The organism is Streptomyces sp. NPDC088762, assembly GCF_044750905.1.
Taxonomy (GTDB): Bacteria; Actinomycetota; Actinomycetes; order Streptomycetales; family Streptomycetaceae; genus Streptomyces.
On sequence record NZ_JBIVKT010000022.1, the window covers coordinates 109383 to 126712 of the forward strand.

General features: G+C 72.4%; 17 protein-coding genes and 1 tRNA gene. 9 read left to right on the forward strand and 9 right to left on the reverse strand.

Annotated elements, in window-relative coordinates:
* The first annotated feature begins 24 nt into the window (after positions 1–24).
* Positions 25–630 (forward strand): TetR/AcrR family transcriptional regulator, encoded by a 606-nt coding sequence (locus ACIP5M_RS33480; RefSeq protein WP_401204065.1) that lies wholly within the window; start codon positions 25–27, stop codon positions 628–630.
* Between the two features lie 7 nt (positions 631–637).
* Here ACIP5M_RS33480 and ACIP5M_RS33485 read toward each other — a convergent pair whose 3' ends face one another.
* On the reverse strand, positions 638–1774 hold the full coding sequence (locus ACIP5M_RS33485) for an alkene reductase (protein WP_401204068.1): 1137 nt from the start codon (positions 1772–1774) through the stop codon (positions 638–640).
* A 62-nt stretch (positions 1775–1836) separates the two neighbouring features.
* On the opposite strand from ACIP5M_RS33485, the gene ACIP5M_RS33490 reads away from it, so the two are divergent.
* Complete coding sequence (locus ACIP5M_RS33490; protein WP_401204071.1) at positions 1837–2229, forward strand: MerR family transcriptional regulator; 393 nt, start codon at positions 1837–1839, stop codon at positions 2227–2229.
* Positions 2230–2235: 6 nt separating this feature from the next.
* Here the strand turns inward: ACIP5M_RS33490 and ACIP5M_RS33495 are convergent, their stop codons facing one another.
* The 7 genes from ACIP5M_RS33495 to ACIP5M_RS33525 all read right to left on the reverse strand — a co-directional run bounded on the left by ACIP5M_RS33495 (position 2236) and on the right by ACIP5M_RS33525 (position 7358).
* A complete protein-coding gene (locus ACIP5M_RS33495) occupies positions 2236–3450 on the reverse strand; it encodes an acyl-CoA dehydrogenase family protein (protein WP_401204073.1) in 1215 nt (404 codons plus the stop codon).
* A gap of 13 nt (positions 3451–3463) precedes the next feature.
* Positions 3464–4507: a phosphotransferase family protein gene (locus ACIP5M_RS33500; protein ID WP_401204076.1), complete on the reverse strand. Its 1044-nt coding sequence runs from the start codon at positions 4505–4507 to the stop codon at positions 3464–3466.
* A 115-nt stretch (positions 4508–4622) separates the two neighbouring features.
* A complete protein-coding gene (locus ACIP5M_RS33505) occupies positions 4623–5534 on the reverse strand; it encodes an MBL fold metallo-hydrolase (protein ID WP_401204079.1) in 912 nt (303 codons plus the stop codon).
* A gap of 123 nt (positions 5535–5657) precedes the next feature.
* Positions 5658–5954 carry a hypothetical protein gene (locus ACIP5M_RS33510; protein WP_401204081.1) on the reverse strand — a complete coding sequence of 99 codons (297 nt, stop codon included), beginning with the start codon at positions 5952–5954 and terminating at the stop codon, positions 5658–5660.
* A gap of 102 nt (positions 5955–6056) precedes the next feature.
* Positions 6057–6374, reverse strand: a complete 318-nt coding sequence (locus ACIP5M_RS33515) for a DUF202 domain-containing protein (protein WP_401204083.1) — start codon at positions 6372–6374, stop codon at positions 6057–6059.
* On the reverse strand, positions 6371–6781 hold the full coding sequence (locus tag ACIP5M_RS33520; protein ID WP_401204168.1) for a YidH family protein: 411 nt from the start codon (positions 6779–6781) through the stop codon (positions 6371–6373). The genes ACIP5M_RS33515 and ACIP5M_RS33520 overlap by 4 nt, the downstream gene beginning before the upstream one ends.
* A 22-nt stretch (positions 6782–6803) precedes the next feature.
* Positions 6804–7358 carry an NUDIX hydrolase gene (locus tag ACIP5M_RS33525; RefSeq protein WP_401204086.1) on the reverse strand — a complete coding sequence of 185 codons (555 nt, stop codon included), beginning with the start codon at positions 7356–7358 and terminating at the stop codon, positions 6804–6806.
* An 83-nt stretch (positions 7359–7441) separates the two neighbouring features.
* On the opposite strand from ACIP5M_RS33525, the gene ACIP5M_RS33530 reads away from it, so the two are divergent.
* The 4 genes from ACIP5M_RS33530 to ACIP5M_RS33545 all read left to right on the forward strand — a co-directional run bounded on the left by ACIP5M_RS33530 (position 7442) and on the right by ACIP5M_RS33545 (position 14183).
* Positions 7442–9097 (forward strand): FAD-binding dehydrogenase, encoded by a 1656-nt coding sequence (locus ACIP5M_RS33530; RefSeq protein ID WP_401204087.1) that lies wholly within the window; start codon positions 7442–7444, stop codon positions 9095–9097.
* A gap of 905 nt (positions 9098–10002) precedes the next feature.
* Positions 10003–10950 carry a hypothetical protein gene (locus ACIP5M_RS33535; protein WP_401204090.1) on the forward strand — a complete coding sequence of 316 codons (948 nt, stop codon included), beginning with the start codon at positions 10003–10005 and terminating at the stop codon, positions 10948–10950.
* Positions 10951–10979: 29 nt separating this feature from the next.
* Positions 10980–12524 (forward strand): APC family permease, encoded by a 1545-nt coding sequence (locus tag ACIP5M_RS33540; protein WP_401204092.1) that lies wholly within the window; start codon positions 10980–10982, stop codon positions 12522–12524.
* Positions 12525–12743: 219 nt separating this feature from the next.
* Entirely contained in the window at positions 12744–14183 is a 1440-nt protein-coding gene (locus tag ACIP5M_RS33545; RefSeq protein WP_401204094.1) for an amino acid permease, read from the forward strand.
* Positions 14184–14391: 208 nt separating this feature from the next.
* On the opposite strand, the gene ACIP5M_RS33550 is transcribed toward ACIP5M_RS33545, so the two are convergent.
* Positions 14392–14476, reverse strand: a tRNA-Leu gene (locus tag ACIP5M_RS33550).
* Positions 14477–14644: 168 nt separating this feature from the next.
* Between ACIP5M_RS33550 and ACIP5M_RS33555 the strand changes: the two genes are divergently transcribed.
* From ACIP5M_RS33555 to ACIP5M_RS33565, 3 genes are all read left to right on the forward strand, one after another.
* Entirely contained in the window at positions 14645–15970 is a 1326-nt protein-coding gene (locus ACIP5M_RS33555) for a M20/M25/M40 family metallo-hydrolase (RefSeq protein ID WP_401204097.1), read from the forward strand.
* A 136-nt stretch (positions 15971–16106) separates the two neighbouring features.
* A complete protein-coding gene (locus ACIP5M_RS33560; protein ID WP_385179984.1) occupies positions 16107–16340 on the forward strand; it encodes a chaplin in 234 nt (77 codons plus the stop codon).
* Positions 16341–16532: 192 nt separating this feature from the next.
* On the forward strand, positions 16533–17297 hold the full coding sequence (locus ACIP5M_RS33565; RefSeq protein ID WP_401204100.1) for a chaplin: 765 nt from the start codon (positions 16533–16535) through the stop codon (positions 17295–17297).
* Positions 17298–17330: the final 33 nt, after the last annotated feature.

The window sequence follows — 17330 nt, forward strand, 5'->3', positions numbered from 1 at the left end:
GAATGGGAAGGGAAGGTCGGCGCCATGGCTGCGAGGACCACGGAACCCGAAGGCACGCACGAGGCCCCGGTACCGCAGCGGCTGCTCGCCGTCGCCACCCGGCTCTTCGCCGAACGCGGCTACGACCGCACCTCCGTGCAGGAGATCGTCGAGGCGGCCGGGGTCACCAAGGGTGCGCTCTACCACTACTTCGGGTCCAAGGACGACCTGCTGCACGAGGTGTACGCGCGGATGCTGCGCCTCCAGCAGCAGCGGCTCGACGCGGTGGCCGATTCCGACGCCCCCGTCGAGGAGCGGCTGCGGGCGGCCGCCGCCGACGTGGTCGTCACCACCATCGAGAACCTCGACGACGCGATGATCTTCTTCCGGTCGATGCACCAGCTCAGCCCGGAGAAGTTCAAGCAGGTGCGGGCCGAGCGCCGGCGCTACCACGAACGCTTCCGGGCCCTGGTCGAGGAGGGCCAGCGTACGGGGGTGTTCTCCAGCGCCACCCCGGCCGACCTGGTGGTGGACTACCACTTCGGATCCGTGCACCACCTGTCCACCTGGTACCGCACGGACGGCCCCCTCACCCCGCAGGAGGTCGCCGACCACCTGGCCGACCTCCTGCTGCGCGCGCTGCGGCCGTAGTAGCCGGTCACACCGACGCGGTCGCGAGTGCCGGGTAGTCGTTGTACCCCTCCGCCCCCTGTACGTGCATCATCAACTCGGGGCGGAGCTCGTTGAGGGGAGCGTCCACCCGCAGGCGTTCCACGAAGTCGGGGTTGGCGAGGAAACCCCGACCGAGCGAGACCAGGTCCGCGCCCTCGGCCAGGAGCCGTTCGGCGACCCTCTTGCCGCCGTCGGCCTCGAACTGCTCCCGGGTGAGGAGCTGGTTGGCGATCAGCGTGCCCGGCCAGGCCTTGCGGTACTCCTGGAACCGGGGCCGCTCCTCGGCGGTGTAGAGGACGTGGAGGTAGACCGGGTCGATCTCGGCCAGGGCGGCCAGCAGTGCCGGGTAGATGTCCTCGGTGTCGCCCTCCTCGATGCCGTTGACGGTCACTCCGGGCGAGATCCGCACGCCGACCCGCTCCCGGCCGATGGCCTCGGTGACGGCCCGGACCACCTCGACGGTGAACCGGATGCGGTTCTCGACGGAGCCGCCCCACTCGTCGGTCCGCAGGTTTGTGTTCTTCGCCAGGAACTGGTGGGGCAGGAAACCGTTGGCGGCGTGCACCTCCACCCCCGCGAAACCGGCTTCCACGGCATTGCGGGCAGCGGCCGCGAAGTCGGCGATCGTGGACCGGATGTCCTCGGCCGTCATCGCGCGGGGGGTGACGGCGTCCCGCAGCCCCCGCGGGGTGTGCAGCTGCTCGGGCAGCCGTACGGCGGACGGCGCGAGCGGGACGTGCCCGCTGGTGTCGGGGTGGCCCACCCGGCCGCCGTGCTCGAGCTGGAGGAACATCGCCGCGCCGCCGCCCCGGCCGTCGGCGCCCGCGCGCACCGCGTCGGTGACCCTCCGCCAGCCGGCTGCCTGGTCGGCGGTGTGGATGCCGGGGATGTTCGGGTACGCCTGCCCCACGGCGCTCGGCGCGGTGCCCTCGGCGATGATCAGACCGGCTGTGGCGCGCTGCGCGTAGTGGACGGCCATCAGTTCCCCGGGGACCCCGTCGGCGCCGGCCCGGTGGCGGGTCAGGGGCGCCATCACCAGGCGGTTGGGGAGCTCCAGGGCGCCGAGCGCGGCGGAATCGAAGAGGCCGGAGGTGGCGGGAAGGACCTGCTGCGTGTTCGTCATGCCCGTAACCTAGAAGCTGACACCAATGTCAGATTCAAGTCCGGAGACGGCGGGGGCGGGGCATGCGGATCGGCGAACTGGCGGCGCGCACCGGGGTCAGCGAGCGCTCGCTGCGCTACTACGAGAAGCAGGGGCTGCTGGTCTCCGACCGGACCCCCGGCGGCCACCGCGACTACGCGGAGCGGGCGGTGGACCGGGTCATCCGGATCCAGGAGCTCTACGCGGCCGGCCTGCACAGCGCGAAGATCGCCCAGATCCTGCCGTGCATGCGCGACACGGACGGCGGGCCGAACGTACGGGCCACCCCTGCGCTGGTCGCCGAGCTGAAGACGGAACGGGAGCGGATCGACCGGATGATCGGCGATCTGATCCGCTCCCGCGAGGTGCTCGACGAGGTCATCGAGGTGGCGGCCGGCCACACGACGGCTGCCCAGGGGGTGTCTCCCTCGGCCTGACGGGGCCTACTGGTAGGCCTTCAGCTCCCGCCGCGCCAGCGACCGCTGGTGCACCTCGTCCGGGCCGTCGGCCAGCCGCAGCGTGCGCGCCGCCGCCCACAGCTCCGCGAGGGGGAAGTCCTGGCTCACCCCGCCCGCGCCGTGCAGCTGGACCGCGTCGTCCAGGATCCGCACCACCGCCCGCGGGGTCGCGATCTTGATGGCCTGGATCTCGGTGTGGGCGCCCCGGTTCCCGGCCGTGTCCATCAGCCAGGCCGTCTTCAGCACCAGCAGCCGCAGCTGTTCCACCGTCACCCGGGCGTCCGCGATCCAGTTCTGGACGACGCCCTGCGCGGCCAGCGGCTTGCCGAAGGCCGTACGGTCCAGGGCGCGCCGGCACATCAGCTCGATGGCCCGCTCGGCCATGCCGATCAGCCGCATGCAGTGGTGGATGCGGCCCGGGCCGAGCCGTGCCTGCGCGATGGCGAAGCCGGTGCCCTCCTCGCCGATCAGGTTCGCCGCCGGGACCCTGGCCCCGTCGAAGACGACCTCGGCGTGGCCGCCGTGGTCGTGGTCCTCGTACCCGTACACCGTCATGGCCCGGCGCACCTCGACCCCGGGGGTGTCGCGCGGGACCAGGATCATCGACTGCTGGCGGCGCGGATCGGCGCCCTCCGGGTCCGTCTTGCCCATGACGATGAAGATCTTGCAGTCCGGGTTCATCGCCCCGGAGATGAACCACTTGCGGCCGGTGACCACGTAGTCGTCACCGTCGCGCTCGATCCGGGTCTCGACGTTGGTCGCGTCCGAGGAGGCCACCTCGGGCTCGGTCATGGCGAAGGCGGACCGGATCTCCCCGGCCAGCAGCGGCTCCAGCCACTGCTTCTTCTGCTCCTCGTTCCCGAACTGGGCGAGCAGCTCCATGTTCCCGGTGTCCGGAGCGGCGCAGTTGGTCGCCATCGGTGCCAGGTGCGGGCTGCGGCCGGTGATCTCGGCGAGCGGCGCGTACTGGAGGTTGGTCAGCCCGGCGCCGTGCTCCGCGTCCGGGAGGAAGAGGTTCCACAGGCCCTGGCGGCGCGCCTCGGCCTTCAGTTCACCGAAGACGGCCGGGGTGTCCCAGGGCGAGGCCAGCCGCGCGCGCTGCTCGGCGGCGAGGGCTTCCGCCGGGTAGACGTACTCCTCCATGAACGCGAGCAGCCGCTCGCGGAGTTCCTCGGTCCGGGCGTCGAATGCGAAGTCCATGCTGATCGGCTCCTCAGCCTTCCTGGAGGGTGGTCAGTCCGTGCTCGATGAAGACGGGCACCAGCTCGCCGATCCGGTCGAACCCGGCGCCGACGGTCTGCCCGAGCGTGTAGCGGTAGTGGATGCCTTCGAGGATCACCGCGAGCTTGAACCAGGCGAAGGCCGTGTACCAGGCGATGGCGCCGGTGTCCCGGCCTGAGCGGGCGGCGTACCGCTCGACCAGCTGGGCGGGGGCCGGGTGCCCGGGCGCCCCGCTCGTCGTGCTGACCGGGGATTCGGTCAGCCCGAGGTCCGAGCTGTACATCACCAGCAGTCCGAGATCGGTGAGCGGATCGCCCAGCGTGGACATCTCCCAGTCCAGCACCGCCCGGATCGTGTCGTCCGGACCGCCGATCAGCACGTTGTCGAGCCGGAAGTCCCCGTGCACCACGGTCGGTGCGGGGGAGTCGGGCAGCGCCCGGCCCAGCGCGCCGTGCAGCTCGTCGATGCCGGCCAGTTCACGTCCGCGCGAGGCCGCGAGCTGCTTGCCCCAGCGGCGCAGCTGCCGGTCCAGGAAGCCCTCGGGCCGGCCGAAGTCGCCCAGGCCCACCGCCTGCGGATCCACCGCGTGCAGCTCGACCAGGGTGTCCACCAGGCCCAGCACCGCCCGCCTGGTCCGCTCCGGCCCGATCGCGGCGAGCTGGCCGGCCGTCCGGTACGGGACCCCGTCCACGTACTCCATGACGTAGAACGGCGCCCCCAGCACCTCCTCGTCCTCGCACAGCAGCACCGGCTCGGGCACCGGCACGGCCGTGCCGTGCAGCGCCTCGATCACCCGGTGCTCGCGGCGCATGTCGTGCGCGGTGGCCAGCACGTGCCCGAGCGGCGGCCTGCGCACCACCCAGCGGGCGGTCCCGTCGGTGATCTCGTACGTGAGGTTCGAGCGGCCGCCTTCGATCAGCCGGCCGCGCAGCGTCCCCGCTACGAGCCCCGGCCGCGCCCGGTCGAGATGGCCGCGCAGCCGCTCCAGATCGAGGCCCCGCGGGTCGGCCGATGCTGACGCTGAGGCTGGGGTCATGCTGCGTACCTCCGTGCGGAGTCGACGACGGGTGTCCGTGGCCCATCATGCCGACCAGTCGGTATGCCGTCCATAGTGCGGGCCGAAAGAACTGTCCCGGCCCACGGCGAACGGATCAGGCGTGGCAGAGGATCGGCGTCCCGCCGTTCATCACCGTCATGTCCTTCAACACCGCCAGGATGTCCAGCGGGGCGCCCTCCGGCTCCCCGGCCAGCTCCGCGTACGCCCGGTGCACGTTCGCCACGAGCCGCTCGCTCTCCCGCCAGGCGGCGAACTCGCCGAGATCGGCCTCCCTCGCCACCTCCAGCGGACTCAGCCCCTTCGCGCGGCCCTCCCGGGCGAGCTCGGCCACGTACCGCAGGTAGCGCTCGGTGGACTCGTAGGCCGATCCGTCGGTCAGGGGCCCGTGGCCCGGCACGACGGTCTCCGCGCCCAGCGAACGCAGCAGCTCCAGCGCCCGCAGCGAACCGGCCAGCGAGCCCATGGCCAGGAAGGGCGTCCCCCCGGCGAAGACCAGGTCGCCGGTGAAGACCACCCGCTGCCGGGGCAGCCATACGATCGAGTCCCCGGTGGTGTGCGCGACGCCCGGGTGGATGACCTGCACCTCGGTCTCGCCGACGTACAGGGTCATCCGCTCGCTGTAGGTGAGGTCGGGTGCGGTGATCGCTATCGCGCCGAAGTCCGTAGCCGGCCAGATCATCTCCAGCTGGTGCCCGGCGGCGAGCTGCTCGGCACGCGCGTTGTCGTGTCCCAGCACCAGTGCCTCGGGGGCGAAGACCCCGTTCCCGTAGGTGTGGTCGCCGTGGTGGTGGGTGTTGACCACGGTGCGGGGGAGCGGCACGCCGGCCGCCACGACCGCCTCGCGCAGGGCGAGCGCCCGCCGCTCGGTGGCGGCGGTGTCGACGAGCAGGGTCCGGCCGCCGTCGCTCACGAAACCCGCGTTGTTCAGGCACCAGCCGCCGTCCGGCTGGACGTAGGCGTACACCCCCGGCGCCGGCTGGACGAGGTACGGATCGTCGACGGGCATCTGCGCTCTCCCCGAATCGCTGTGACAGGCGGTCAGCATCCTGTCAGCCGTCGCGCTCCGGGGGGGAGGCTGGGTGTCCCTGCCGACCGGATATCCGGTCAGGCGCTCGCGGGGCCGGTGGCGTCAGTGGTCGTCGTAGTGGCCGTCGTGCTCGGCGTGCCGGTGCCCGTCGTGTACGTAGTCGACGTGGTCGCCGTGGGCGACGGCGTCGTGCCCGCAGTCCGAGCCGTGCCGGTGCGCGTGCTCGGAGTGGGTGGTGTGCCCGGGGCTCTCGCACTCGTCCCAGTGCCCGGAGTGCTCCCGGTGCAGGTGGCCGTCGTGCGCGTAGTCGACGTGGTCGCCGTGCGGGACCGCCCGGTGACCGCAGTCGGGCCCGTGGGCGTGCTCGTGCGTGGCGTGTTCCTGGTGCGTGGTCGTCATGACGCCGAGGCTAGTGGGGATCATCCTCAGTTGCCCGTTATGTCGCTGTGGCACGGAGAAGCCCGATCATCCGACCATCGGTCCGGGGCCGGTGAAGCGCCATCAGACGATCACCGCCATGGCGAACAGCGCCAGCGCCACCGTGCACGCCACCGCCGACGCCGCCGCCCGCGGCGCGAGCCCCCGCGGCCGGCCCGCCGCCAGTTCACGGATCCGCCGGTGCGCCACCCACAGGAACACCAGCCAGACCAGCGCGATGACCGCCGCCCCCGCCACCTCGACCCGCCCGCCGGACCCGCGCAGCGCCTGCCGCAGCGCCAGCACCGCCACCACCGAGGAGGCCAGCGTCGTACGCCGCCACGCGAGCCGCGTCCGCTCCGGCTGCAGCCCGGCGTCGCGAGGCTCCCCGTACCGCGTCACCGCCCCGTCGTCCAGCCCAGCAGCACGACCACCACCATCGCCACCGCGACCAGCCCCACCCCCGCGCTCAGCACCACCGGGAACCGCGACACCGGCAGGTCCTCGCCCCGCCGCATCGCCCGCTCGCACCGCACCCAGTGGTTCACGGCCCGCAGCGCGCACGCCGCACCCACCGCGAGCAGCGCGAAGGCCATCCCGACCCGCACCCCCCACCGCAGGTCCGGCAGGAACTGGTCGACCGCGAAACCGCCGCCCACCAGGGCCAGCGCGGTCCGAATCCAGGCCAGGAAGGTCCGCTCGTTGGCCAGCGAGAAGCGGTAGTCGGGGGTCTCGCCCTCCTCGCGGAGGCGCTGCGGCGCGAACCAGAGGCGCACGTCACGCAGGAAGCCGCCCTTCGGGGAATCGATCACCCCCGCAATCTACGCCGGGCTACCGCCCGGGCCCGGTACCCGGGTCCCCGCCCGGCCCGCCCGCCGCCCGGAACTCCCGCAGCCGCCGGTACGCCTCCAGCCCGTCGGGCACCCAGGTCCACGAACCGCCGGCCACCCGCCGCTCCAGCTCGTCCTCGTCCACGAAGTCGTGCCAGGCCACCTCCGAGACCTGCGGCCGTACCGGCACCGCGCACCGCACCTCGTGCACGTACGACCACCAGGCCCCGCCCGGCCCCTCGTACAGGAACTTGAACAGCGGCACCGGCTGCGGCAGCCCCCGCACCCCCAGCTCCTCCTCGGCCTCCCGCAGCGCGGCCCGCCCGTAGCTCTCCCCGGCGCCCAGGACCCCGCCCACGAACATGTCGTAGTGCGAGGGGAACACGAGCTTCGAAGCGGTCCGCCGGTGCACGAAGATCCGCCCCCGCGCATCCCTGGCCTGCACGAACACGCACCGGTGCAGCAAGCCGCGGGCGTACACCTCGCCGCGCGGGGCCTGCCCGGTCACCCGGTCGTCCCGGTCCACCACGTCCAGCACTTCATCAGCGGCACTCACACAGGCCATCCAACCACCGCTGTTGACTGGTTACCGCTCCGTAGCCAAAGATCGGCCCACCACCGACGGAGGACGGGTATCGCATGACGTACGACGCAGACGTGATCGTGATCGGCGCGGGGCTCGCCGGCCTCGTGGCCACCGCCGAACTCGTCGAAGCGGGCCGCAAGGTCATCCTGCTCGACCAGGAGCCCGAGCAGTCCATCGGCGGCCAGGCCCACTGGTCCTTCGGCGGGCTGTTCTTCGTGGACTCGCCCGAGCAGCGCCGCATGCGGATCAAGGACAGCCGCGCGCTCGCCCTCCAGGACTGGCTGGGCACCGCCGGGTTCGACCGCGAGGAGGACGCCTGGCCGCGCCGCTGGGCCGAGGCCTACGTCGACTTCGCGGCGGGGGAGAAGCGCCCCTGGCTGCACGCCCGGGGCGTCCGCTTCTTCCCCGTCGTCGGCTGGGCGGAGCGCGGCGGCTACGACGCCGACGGTCACGGCAACTCCGTCCCCCGCTTCCACATCACCTGGGGCACCGGCCCCGGCCTGGTGGAGCCCTTCGAGCGGCGCGTCCGGGCCGGTGTGGCCCGCGGCCTGGTCCAGCTGAGGTTCCGCCACCGGGTCACCGGGCTCTCCCGCACCGCCGGCGCGGTGGACACCGTCACGGGCGAGGTACTGGAACCCTCCGACGCCGTGCGCGGCACGGCGAGCAGCCGCGAGGTCACCGGGGCCTTCTCGCTGCGGGCCCAGGCCGTGATCGTGACCAGCGGCGGCATCGGCGGCAACCACGACCTCGTACGGGCGCAGTGGCCCGACCGGCTCGGCACCCCGCCGGACCGGATGCTCTCCGGAGTCCCGGCGCACGTGGACGGCCTCATGCTCGGCATCGCGGAGGCGGCGGGCGCCAGCCACATCAACAAGGACCGGATGTGGCACTACACCGAGGGCATCGAGAACTGGAACCCGATCTGGCCCAGCCACGGCATCCGCATCCTGCCCGGCCCGTCGCCGCTCTGGCTGGACGCGACGGGCAGGCGGCTGCCCGTACCCCTCTTCCCCGGCTTCGACACCCTCGGCACGCTCGACCACATCATGAAGACCGGCCACGACCACACGTGGTTCGTGCTCAACCAGCGCATCATCGGCAAGGAGTTCGCCCTCTCCGGGTCCGAGCAGAACCCCGACCTCACCGGCAAGTCGGTCCGCGACGTCATCACCCGCGCGCGCCAGGCCGTACCCGCCCCGGTCAGGGCCTTCATGGAGAACGGCGCGGACTTCGTCGTCGAACGCGACCTCGGCGCGCTGGTGCGCGGGATGAACGCCGTGACCAAGCAGGACCTGATCGACGAGGACGCCCTGCGCCGCGTGATCACCTCCCGGGACCGGGAGATCGCCAACCCGTTCACCAAGGACCTCCAGGTGACGGCGATCCACGGGGCCCGCAAGTACCTCGGCGACAAGCTGATCCGCACCGCCGCACCGCACCGGATCCTGGACCCCGCGGCCGGCCCGCTGATCGCGGTACGGCTCTCGATCCTCACCCGCAAGTCCCTGGGCGGCCTGGAGACCGACCTCTCCTCGCGCGTCCTGACGGCCGGCGGCGAACCGCTGCCCGGCGTCTACGCGGCGGGCGAGGCGGCCGGCTTCGGCGGCGGCGGGGTCCACGGCTACCGCGCCCTGGAGGGCACCTTCCTCGGCGGCTGCATCTTCTCGGGCCGGGCCGCGGGCCGCGCGGCGGCCGAGGCGGTGGCCTGACCCCAGCCCCCATCCCGGGGCCCCGGCGATTCCGGTGGGCCGGGCGCGGGGGCGGTTCCGGTGGGGCCGGGTGCGCGCCGGGGCACCTCCTCGGGCGCCGAACGGCATCGGGTCGGATGGTTCTGCGAGACCGTGTTCGGCGCCCTGCGGGGGCGCCCCGGCACACACCCGGCCCCACCGAACCGGGGTCGGCCCGGATCGAGCCGGGCATGTCGGCCCCCGGTTCGACGGGTTCGGGTGTGCGGCGGGGTGCCCCCGCAGGGCGCCGAACACGGTCCCGAGCCACCGTCCACCCCCTGGCCACGTTCGGCGCCCGAGGAGGTACCCCGGCGCGCGCCCGGGCCCGTCGAAACCCCGCCGCCCGTGCGAGGCGCGCCATTCGGCCACCGTCGGGTACCCCTGCCCCTCGGCCGCCACGTGCCCAGGTCCACCTCGCCGGGCCGCAGGGCCCGTACGTCCGTACCCTCCAGGACAGCCACCGGACACTCCGCGGCGTGCGCGAGCCCCGTCCGCCCCCCGGCCGGGGGAAGGGCGCCGCCCTCCGCCTGAGAGGCTGCGAACTGCCCGTTGGTACCGGCCCGGGGAGCACGGCAGGCACGGGGCAGATCACCGGACGGCCTTCAGGGGGCCACCCCGCGGATCCCGGGTTCGGCGTCCTCCCGAACCGGAACAACCATCCCAACTCGCACCACCATCGCACCAGTTGAAACCCGCCAGCCACTGGACTGGACCTTGACTCGGAGCTGTACGTACCGGTTTGCTGTCCGTGATCACCGGTGCGCTCACCGGCACGATCTCCGATCCGCCCGGCCCGACCAGCCGGTCACGCCACCCCGTGCACCCTGCACGGTTTTGGCCACCGCACGCCCGCCCCGTCCGCCCGCGTCCTGGAGGGAAACCCGCGGATGTCCCCGCCTCCGCCGCCCCTCGGCCGCGCCCGCAAGCGTGATGCCCAGCTCTTCGACCCGGCCCTGTGCGACGCCGAACTCATCGACGTGCGGACCCAGTTCACCCAGGGCCGCTGGTCAAGGGCCCGGTCCCTGCTCGTCGGCACCGGCGACGACTGGGACCGCCGCGGCCACCGCGTCGTCGTCCTCGCCGAGACCCCGGCAGCCACCGCCTGGGCCCGCGAATGGCTCCTCGCCGAGCCCGAGAGCGCCGACGCCGCCACCCTCCTCGCCTGCGCCGCCGTCTTCAACGCCCTGCGCGGCAAAGGCACCCCGGCCGCCGCCGAAGAGGCCTGCCGGCGCGCCGCCGCCCTGCTCCCCGCCGACCCCACCCCCTGGCTCGGACTGCTCCTGCTCTCCCGCGCCTTCGGCACCGAGGAGGAGTTCAGCCGCCACTTCGACCAGGTCCGGGCCCGCCACCGCGAGCACCACCACGCCCACCACCTCATGGTCGCCAAGCTGGCCGAACGCACCCCGGGCTCCGGCCAGGACCCGCTCCACGAGGTCTACGACTTCGCGGCCTGGGCCGCCGAGGAATCCCCCGCCGACTCCCCGCTCGCCGTGCTCCCCGTCATCGCGCACGCCGAGCGCTACCGGGTGCTCGCCGCCCGCCACGGCCACCACCCCGACGGCGCCGCCGCCCACTGGTCCGGCCGCCGCGCCCGCCAGGTCCTGCGCTCCGCCTTCGACTGGTGGCTGGAATGGGAGCGCGAGGACCACCCCCGCAACCGGGTCGACCTCAACTTCCTCGCCCACGCCAAGCTCTGCGAGGGCCGCCCCGCCGAGGCCGCCGCCCTCTTCCACCGCATCGGCCGGCACGCCACCCGCGCCCCCTGGTCCTACCCCGACCTCGACCCGCACAAGGCCTTCCTCGCCGCGCGCAGCGCCGCGCTCGGCACCGCCTGAAGAGACCCCACCCCCGAAAGGACGCCCCCATGCCGACGGGCAGATCCACCACGCTCCCGGACCCGGCCGAGATCCGCACGTACAAGGGCCAGGACCGGGCCCTGCGCGCCGACCGCCTGGGTACCGCCGGCCTGCTGCTCTCCGTACTCGCCGCCAGTGCGCCCCTGATGGTCGTCGCCGGCGTGATGCCCACCACCTTCGGCGTCATGGGCATCGTCGGCCAGCCCCTCCTCTTCGTCGTCCTCGGCCTGGTCCTCGCCCTCTTCAGCATCGGTTACGCCGAAATGAGCCGGCACGTCCACAACGCCGGCGCCTTCTACGCCTACATCGCCCGCGGCCTCGGCCCCACCGCCGGCGCGGGCGCCGCCCTCGTCGCCCTCGTCGCGTACAGCGCCATGCAGGTCGGCGTCTTCGGCATCCTCGGCTTCGAGATATCCGGCCTCTTCGCCACCTACCTCCACATCGAGCTGGCCTGGTGGATACCGGCCCTGCTCGCCGTCGCCGCCACCGGCGCCCTCGGCTGGCTCAAGATCGACCTCAACGCCAAGGTCCTCGGCGTGCTCCTCCTCATCGAGTGCGCCCTCGTCGTCGTCTTCGACCTCGCCGCCCTCGGCAAGCCCGGCGCCGAAGGCCTCTCGCTGCACGCCTTCAACCCGGAGACCCTCAGCGGCCCCGGCCTCGGCACCGCCCTCTGCTTCTGCATCGCCGCCTTCGTCGGCTTCGAGCAGTCCCCGGTGTACGCCGAGGAGACCAGCAAGCCGCACATCGTCGTCTCCCGGGTGATGTTCCTCGCCGTCGGCTTCGTCGCCCTCTTCTTCGCCCTCAGCGCCTGGGCCCTCACCGTCGCCACCGGCCCCTCCGAGGTCGTCAAGACCTCCGCCGAGGCGGGCCCAGGCCTGCTCTTCCAGCTCACCGAGGACCGCCTCGGCGCCACCTTCACCGACGTCCTGCACGTGCTCTTCGTCACCGGCATGTTCGCGGCCATGCTCAGCTTCCACAACGTCGTCGCCCGCTACGCCTTCGCCATGGGCCGCGAGGGCCTGCTCCCGGCCGCCTTCGGCCGGACCAACGCCGGCACCGGCGCCCCCGGCACCGGGTCCCTCCTCCAGACCGGCATCGCCGCCGTCGTCGTCATCGCCTTCGCCGTCACCGACGACCTGCCCACCGGCGACCCGACCGCGCCCGTCCTGCACCTGTTCACCTGGATGGGCAGCGTCGGCGCGCTCGGTGTGACCCTCCTCATGGCCGCCGCCTCCTTCGCCGTCATCGCCTTCTTCGTCCGCCGCGGCACCGCCGGCGCCCAGGTCTGGCGGCTCGTGGCCGCGGGCGCCGCCGGTCTCGCGCTCCTCGGCATCGCCGTCTACACCGTCAAGGACTTCGGCGTCCTGGTCGGCGCCGCCGAGGGCTCCGTCCTCAACTGGGCCCTGCCCGGCATCATCGGCGCTGCCGTCGTGACCGGCCTGGTCCACGGCGCGGTGCTGCGCAGCCGCCGCCCCGAGGCGCACGCCCGCATCGGCCTGGGGAACGAGGCCTTCCGCCTCGACCAGGCCGCATCGGCCACCCCGGCCGACTGACCGGAAGACCTCGCTTTCCAGCCTCTACGAAGCCCCCGACACCCCTTTCCAAGGTCGTCGGGGGCTTCGGCACGCACGGGGCCGATTTTGGCGGGTAGCGGAACCCCGTGGTCTATTTGGGGCGACGAAACCACCGGACCGCAGCTCACGGGACACCACCCAGGTCCCCTGAGCGCGGCACCGCACCTGCCTGTCCCACCCACGAAGGCGAAGTCATACATGAGTGACCGCACCTTGACCGAGGCCACCGCCCCGGCGTCTCCCCGCCATGTCGACGCCGGCGACGAGGGCTACAGCAAGGACCTCAAGTCCCGCCACATCAACATGATCGCGATCGGCGGGGCCATAGGCACCGGCCTGTTCCTCGGTGCCGGCGGCCGCCTCGCCGGCGCGGGCCCGTCCCTCGCGATCGCCTACGCGGTGTGCGGCGTCTTCGCCTTCTTCGTCGTACGGGCCCTCGGCGAGCTCGTCCTCTACCGTCCTTCCTCCGGCGCCTTCGTCTCGTACGCGCGCGAGTTCATGGGGGAGAAGGGCGCCTACACGGCCGGCTGGCTGTACTTCCTGAACTGGTCGACGACGACCGTGGCCGACATCACGGCCGCCGCGACCTACGCCCACTTCTGGTCGCTGTTCACGGACGTCCCCCAGTGGGTCCTCGCCTTCATCGCCCTGGCCGTCGTCCTCACCGCGAACCTCATCTCCGTGAAGTACTTCGGCGAGATGGAATTCTGGTTCTCCCTCGTCAAGGTCGCCGCCCTGGTCGTCTTCCTGATCGTCGGCATCTGGCTCGTCGCCACCAGCCACGAGATCGGCGGCCACACCCCCGGCCTCGCCACCATCACCGACAACGGTGGCATCTTCCCCTCCGGCGTCCTGCCGATGCTCCTGGTGATCCAGGGCGTGGTCTTCGCGTACGCCTCCGTCGAGCTCTGCGGCGTCGCCGCCGGCGAGACCGAGAACCCCGAGAAGATCATGCCGAAGGCCATCAACTCGATCATGTGGCGCGTGGGCCTCTTCTACGTCGGCTCGGTCGTGCTGCTCGCCCTGCTGCTCCCCTACACGGCGTACTCCTCCGACCAGAGCCCCTTCGTCACCGTCTTCGACAAGCTCGGGGTTCCCGGCGCCGCCGGGGTCATGAACCTCGTCGTCCTGACCGCGGCCCTCTCCAGCCTCAACTCCGGCCTCTACTCCACCGGCCGCATCCTGCGCTCCATGGCGATGTCCGGCTCCGCGCCGAAGTTCACCGCCCGCATGAACAAGGGCAAGGTCCCCTACGGCGGGGTCCTCTTCACCGCCGCCTTCGGTCTGGCCGGCGTCGGCCTGAACAAGCTGATGCCCGAGGACGCCTTCGAGATCGTCCTGAACTTCGCCTCGCTCGGCATCCTCGGCACCTGGGCGATGGTCATGATCTGCTCGCTCCACTTCTGGCGCCGCGCGCAGCGGGGCACGCTGGAGCGCCCCGCCTACCGCCTGCCCTGGGCGCCGTACACCCAGCTCGTCACCCTGGCCTTCCTCCTCGCGGTGCTGGTCCTGATGTGGTGCGACGGAGGCGTGGGCCGCACCACGGTGCTGTGCGTGCCGGCCATCGGCGCCGCCCTGGTCGGCGGCTGGTACCTGGTCCGCCGCCGCGTGGCCGAGATCGCCGCCGCGCGCGACTGACACCGGCCCGAAGGCCCTGCCACCGAAAGGCCCTGCCGACCGGACTCCGCTCCGCTCGGCAGGGCCTTCGTGCACCCCAGGGGCCCTCAGGGACGCCCACCCGTCCCAGGTGAACTCCCACAGGGCGGCCGGCATCCCGTTGTGCGTCGTCGCGATCCCGCCGTCCGCAAACGCAAAGAACCCCACCGAAGTGGGGTTCTTGCTCTTGTGTCCGAGGGGGGACTTGAACCCCCACGCCCGATAAAGGGCACTAGCACCTCAAGCTAGCGCGTCTGCCATTCCGCCACCCGGACAAGGTGTCTGTCTCGCGTCCCTCGCGGGCCGTTCCGACGTGGAAAACATTACCAAACATTCCGGGGTCCTCGATCACACCCCCCGGTGACCGGGGATCGCCCTTGGGCGGAGCGGCCCGCAGCGGGAGGATGGGGGCAGTTCGGTACTGATCAGTGGGAGGAAGCAGCGTGAGCGAGTCGAGCGCGGGCAGGACCGTCTCCGGCGAGGACGAGGTCGTCGACCTCTGCCGGGACCTCATCCGGATCGACACCAGCAACTACGGAGACCACTCGGGCCCCGGCGAGCGCAAGGCGGCCGAGTGGGTGGCCGAGAAGCTCGCCGAGGTCGGGCTGGAGCCGCAGATCTTCGAGTCCCACAAGGGGCGGGCCTCGACCGTCGCGCGGATCGAGGGGGAGGACCCCTCGCGACCCGCCCTCCTGATCCACGGGCACACCGACGTGGTTCCGGCCAATGCCGCCGACTGGACGTACGATCCCTTCTCGGGCGAGATCGCCGACGGCTGCGTGTGGGGCCGCGGCGCCGTCGACATGAAGGACATGGACGCGATGACGCTGGCCGTCGTACGCGACCGCATGCGCAGCGGGCGCAAGCCCCCCCGGGACATCGTGCTGGCCTTCCTCGCCGACGAGGAGGCCGGCGGCGTCTACGGGGCGCGGCACCTCGTCGACAAGCACCCCGGGCTGTTCGAGGGCGTCACCGAGGCCATCGGCGAGGTCGGCGGATTCTCCTTCACCGTGAACGAGAACCTGCGGCTGTACCTGGTGGAGACGGCCCAGAAGGGCATGCACTGGATGCGGCTCACGGTGGAGGGCACCGCGGGCCACGGTTCCATGACCAACAACGACAACGCCATCACGGAGCTGTGCGAAGCCGTGGGGCGGCTCGGCCGCCACCAGTGGCCGGTGCGCGTGACCAAGACCGTACGGAGCTTCCTGGACGAGCTCTCCGACGCGCTCGGCACCCCGCTGGACCCGGACGACATGGACGCGACGCTCGCCAAGCTCGGCGGCATCGCCAAGATGGTCGGCGCGACCCTGCGCAATTCGGCCGCCCCGACCATGCTCGGCGCCGGCTACAAGGTCAACGTCATCCCCGGCCAGGCGACGGCCCACGTGGACGGGCGCTTCCTGCCGGGCTACGAGGACGAGTTCTTCGCGGACCTCGACCGGATCCTCGGACCGCGCGTGAAGCGGGAGGACGTGCACGGGGACAAGGCGCTGGAGACGGACTTCGACGGCCGTCTGGTCGATGCCATGCAGGGCGCCCTGAAGGCCGAGGACCCGATCGCGCGGGCCGTCCCGTACATGCTCTCGGGCGGTACGGACGCCAAGTCCTTCGACGACCTGGGCATCCGCTGCTTCGGCTTCGCGCCGCTGCAGCTGCCGCCCGAGCTGGACTTCGCCGGAATGTTCCACGGTGTGGACGAGCGGGTGCCGGTGGACGGGCTGAAGTTCGGGGTTCGGGTGCTCGACCGATTCATCGACAACGCCTAACGGCACGGAATCGCAGAGGTGTGCGCAAACCACTGAGAAGAGTGAATGCGCTCATACGCTCGTAGCCCCGGTGATCCCTCCTCGTTACAGGTGATGCGGTCCGCGGCTGGGACCGCATTGCCTACTAGGAGGAACAATGATCAAGAAGGTTGTGGCCGCTGCCGCTGCCACCGGTGGCCTCGTTCTCGCGGGTGCGGGTCTGGCCGTTGCCGACGCGGGTGCCCAGGGTGCGGCCATCGGCTCCCCCGGTGTCCTGTCCGGCAACGTCGTCCAGGTTCCGATCCACATCCCGGTGAACGTGTGCGGCAACACGGTCAACATCATCGGCCTGCTGAACCCGGCCTTCGGCAACACCTGCGTCAACGCCTGACGCGTCTGAAGTCCTGAGCCCCGGAACGCATTCCAGCGTTCCGGGGCCGCCGGGCTTTCCGGACCGGAACCTCACTTTCGGCGCAACAGGCGGGGGAGCCACGACGGCCTGTGCGTCGACCGATACGCACACACCAGGGGACGAGTACAGATGCGACGACCGGCACAGGCCACCAGGAAGACCCTGATCACCATGGCTGCCGCGGGGGGTGTCCTCGCCATGGGCGGCGGATACGCACACGCGGACTCCGGCGCCTCGGGGCATGCCGCGAACTCTCCCGGACTGCTGTCCGGGAACACCGTGCAGGCACCCGTGGACGCGCCGGTGAACGCGTGCGGGAACTCGGTGACGGTGGTGGGAGGCCTCAATCCGGCCTTCGGGAACCACTGCTTCAACGGTTCGGGTCACGGCGGCGGGCCGGAACGCCCCGGTAACCCGGGCAGTCCCGGCCACCCCGGACACCCCGGCCACCCCGGACACCCGGGCGGTGGCGGCCACGACGACGGCGACGAGCCGTGCGACGACCACCCGGGACAGCCAGGGAACCCGGGCACTCCGGGCCACCCCGGTACCCCCGGTCACCCGGGCCACCCCGGCACCCCGGGCCACCCCGGTACCCCCGGCCACCCGGGCCACCCGGGTCACCCCGGCAACCCGGGCACGCCGGGCGGCCACACACCGGGGAACCCGGGCACGCCCGGTACGCCGGGTACGGAGAACCCCGGTCACGGGCAGCAGCCCGGCACGCCGGGCACCGGCACCGGCCCGGGCACGGGCTCCGTCACCCCCGTCACGCACCCCGGCCCCGCCGGCGGCGGGAGCGACACCGCCCCCGCCGCGCCGGCGGCGCTCGCCGCCACGGGTGCCGGTGACGTCCTCAGCGCAGGCCTCCCGCTCGCGGGCGGTCTGCTGCTGGGCGGCGCCGTGCTCTACCGGCGCGCCCGCAACGCCGTCTGACGGGCACTCACGACGCGGGCCCCGCGACCGGGG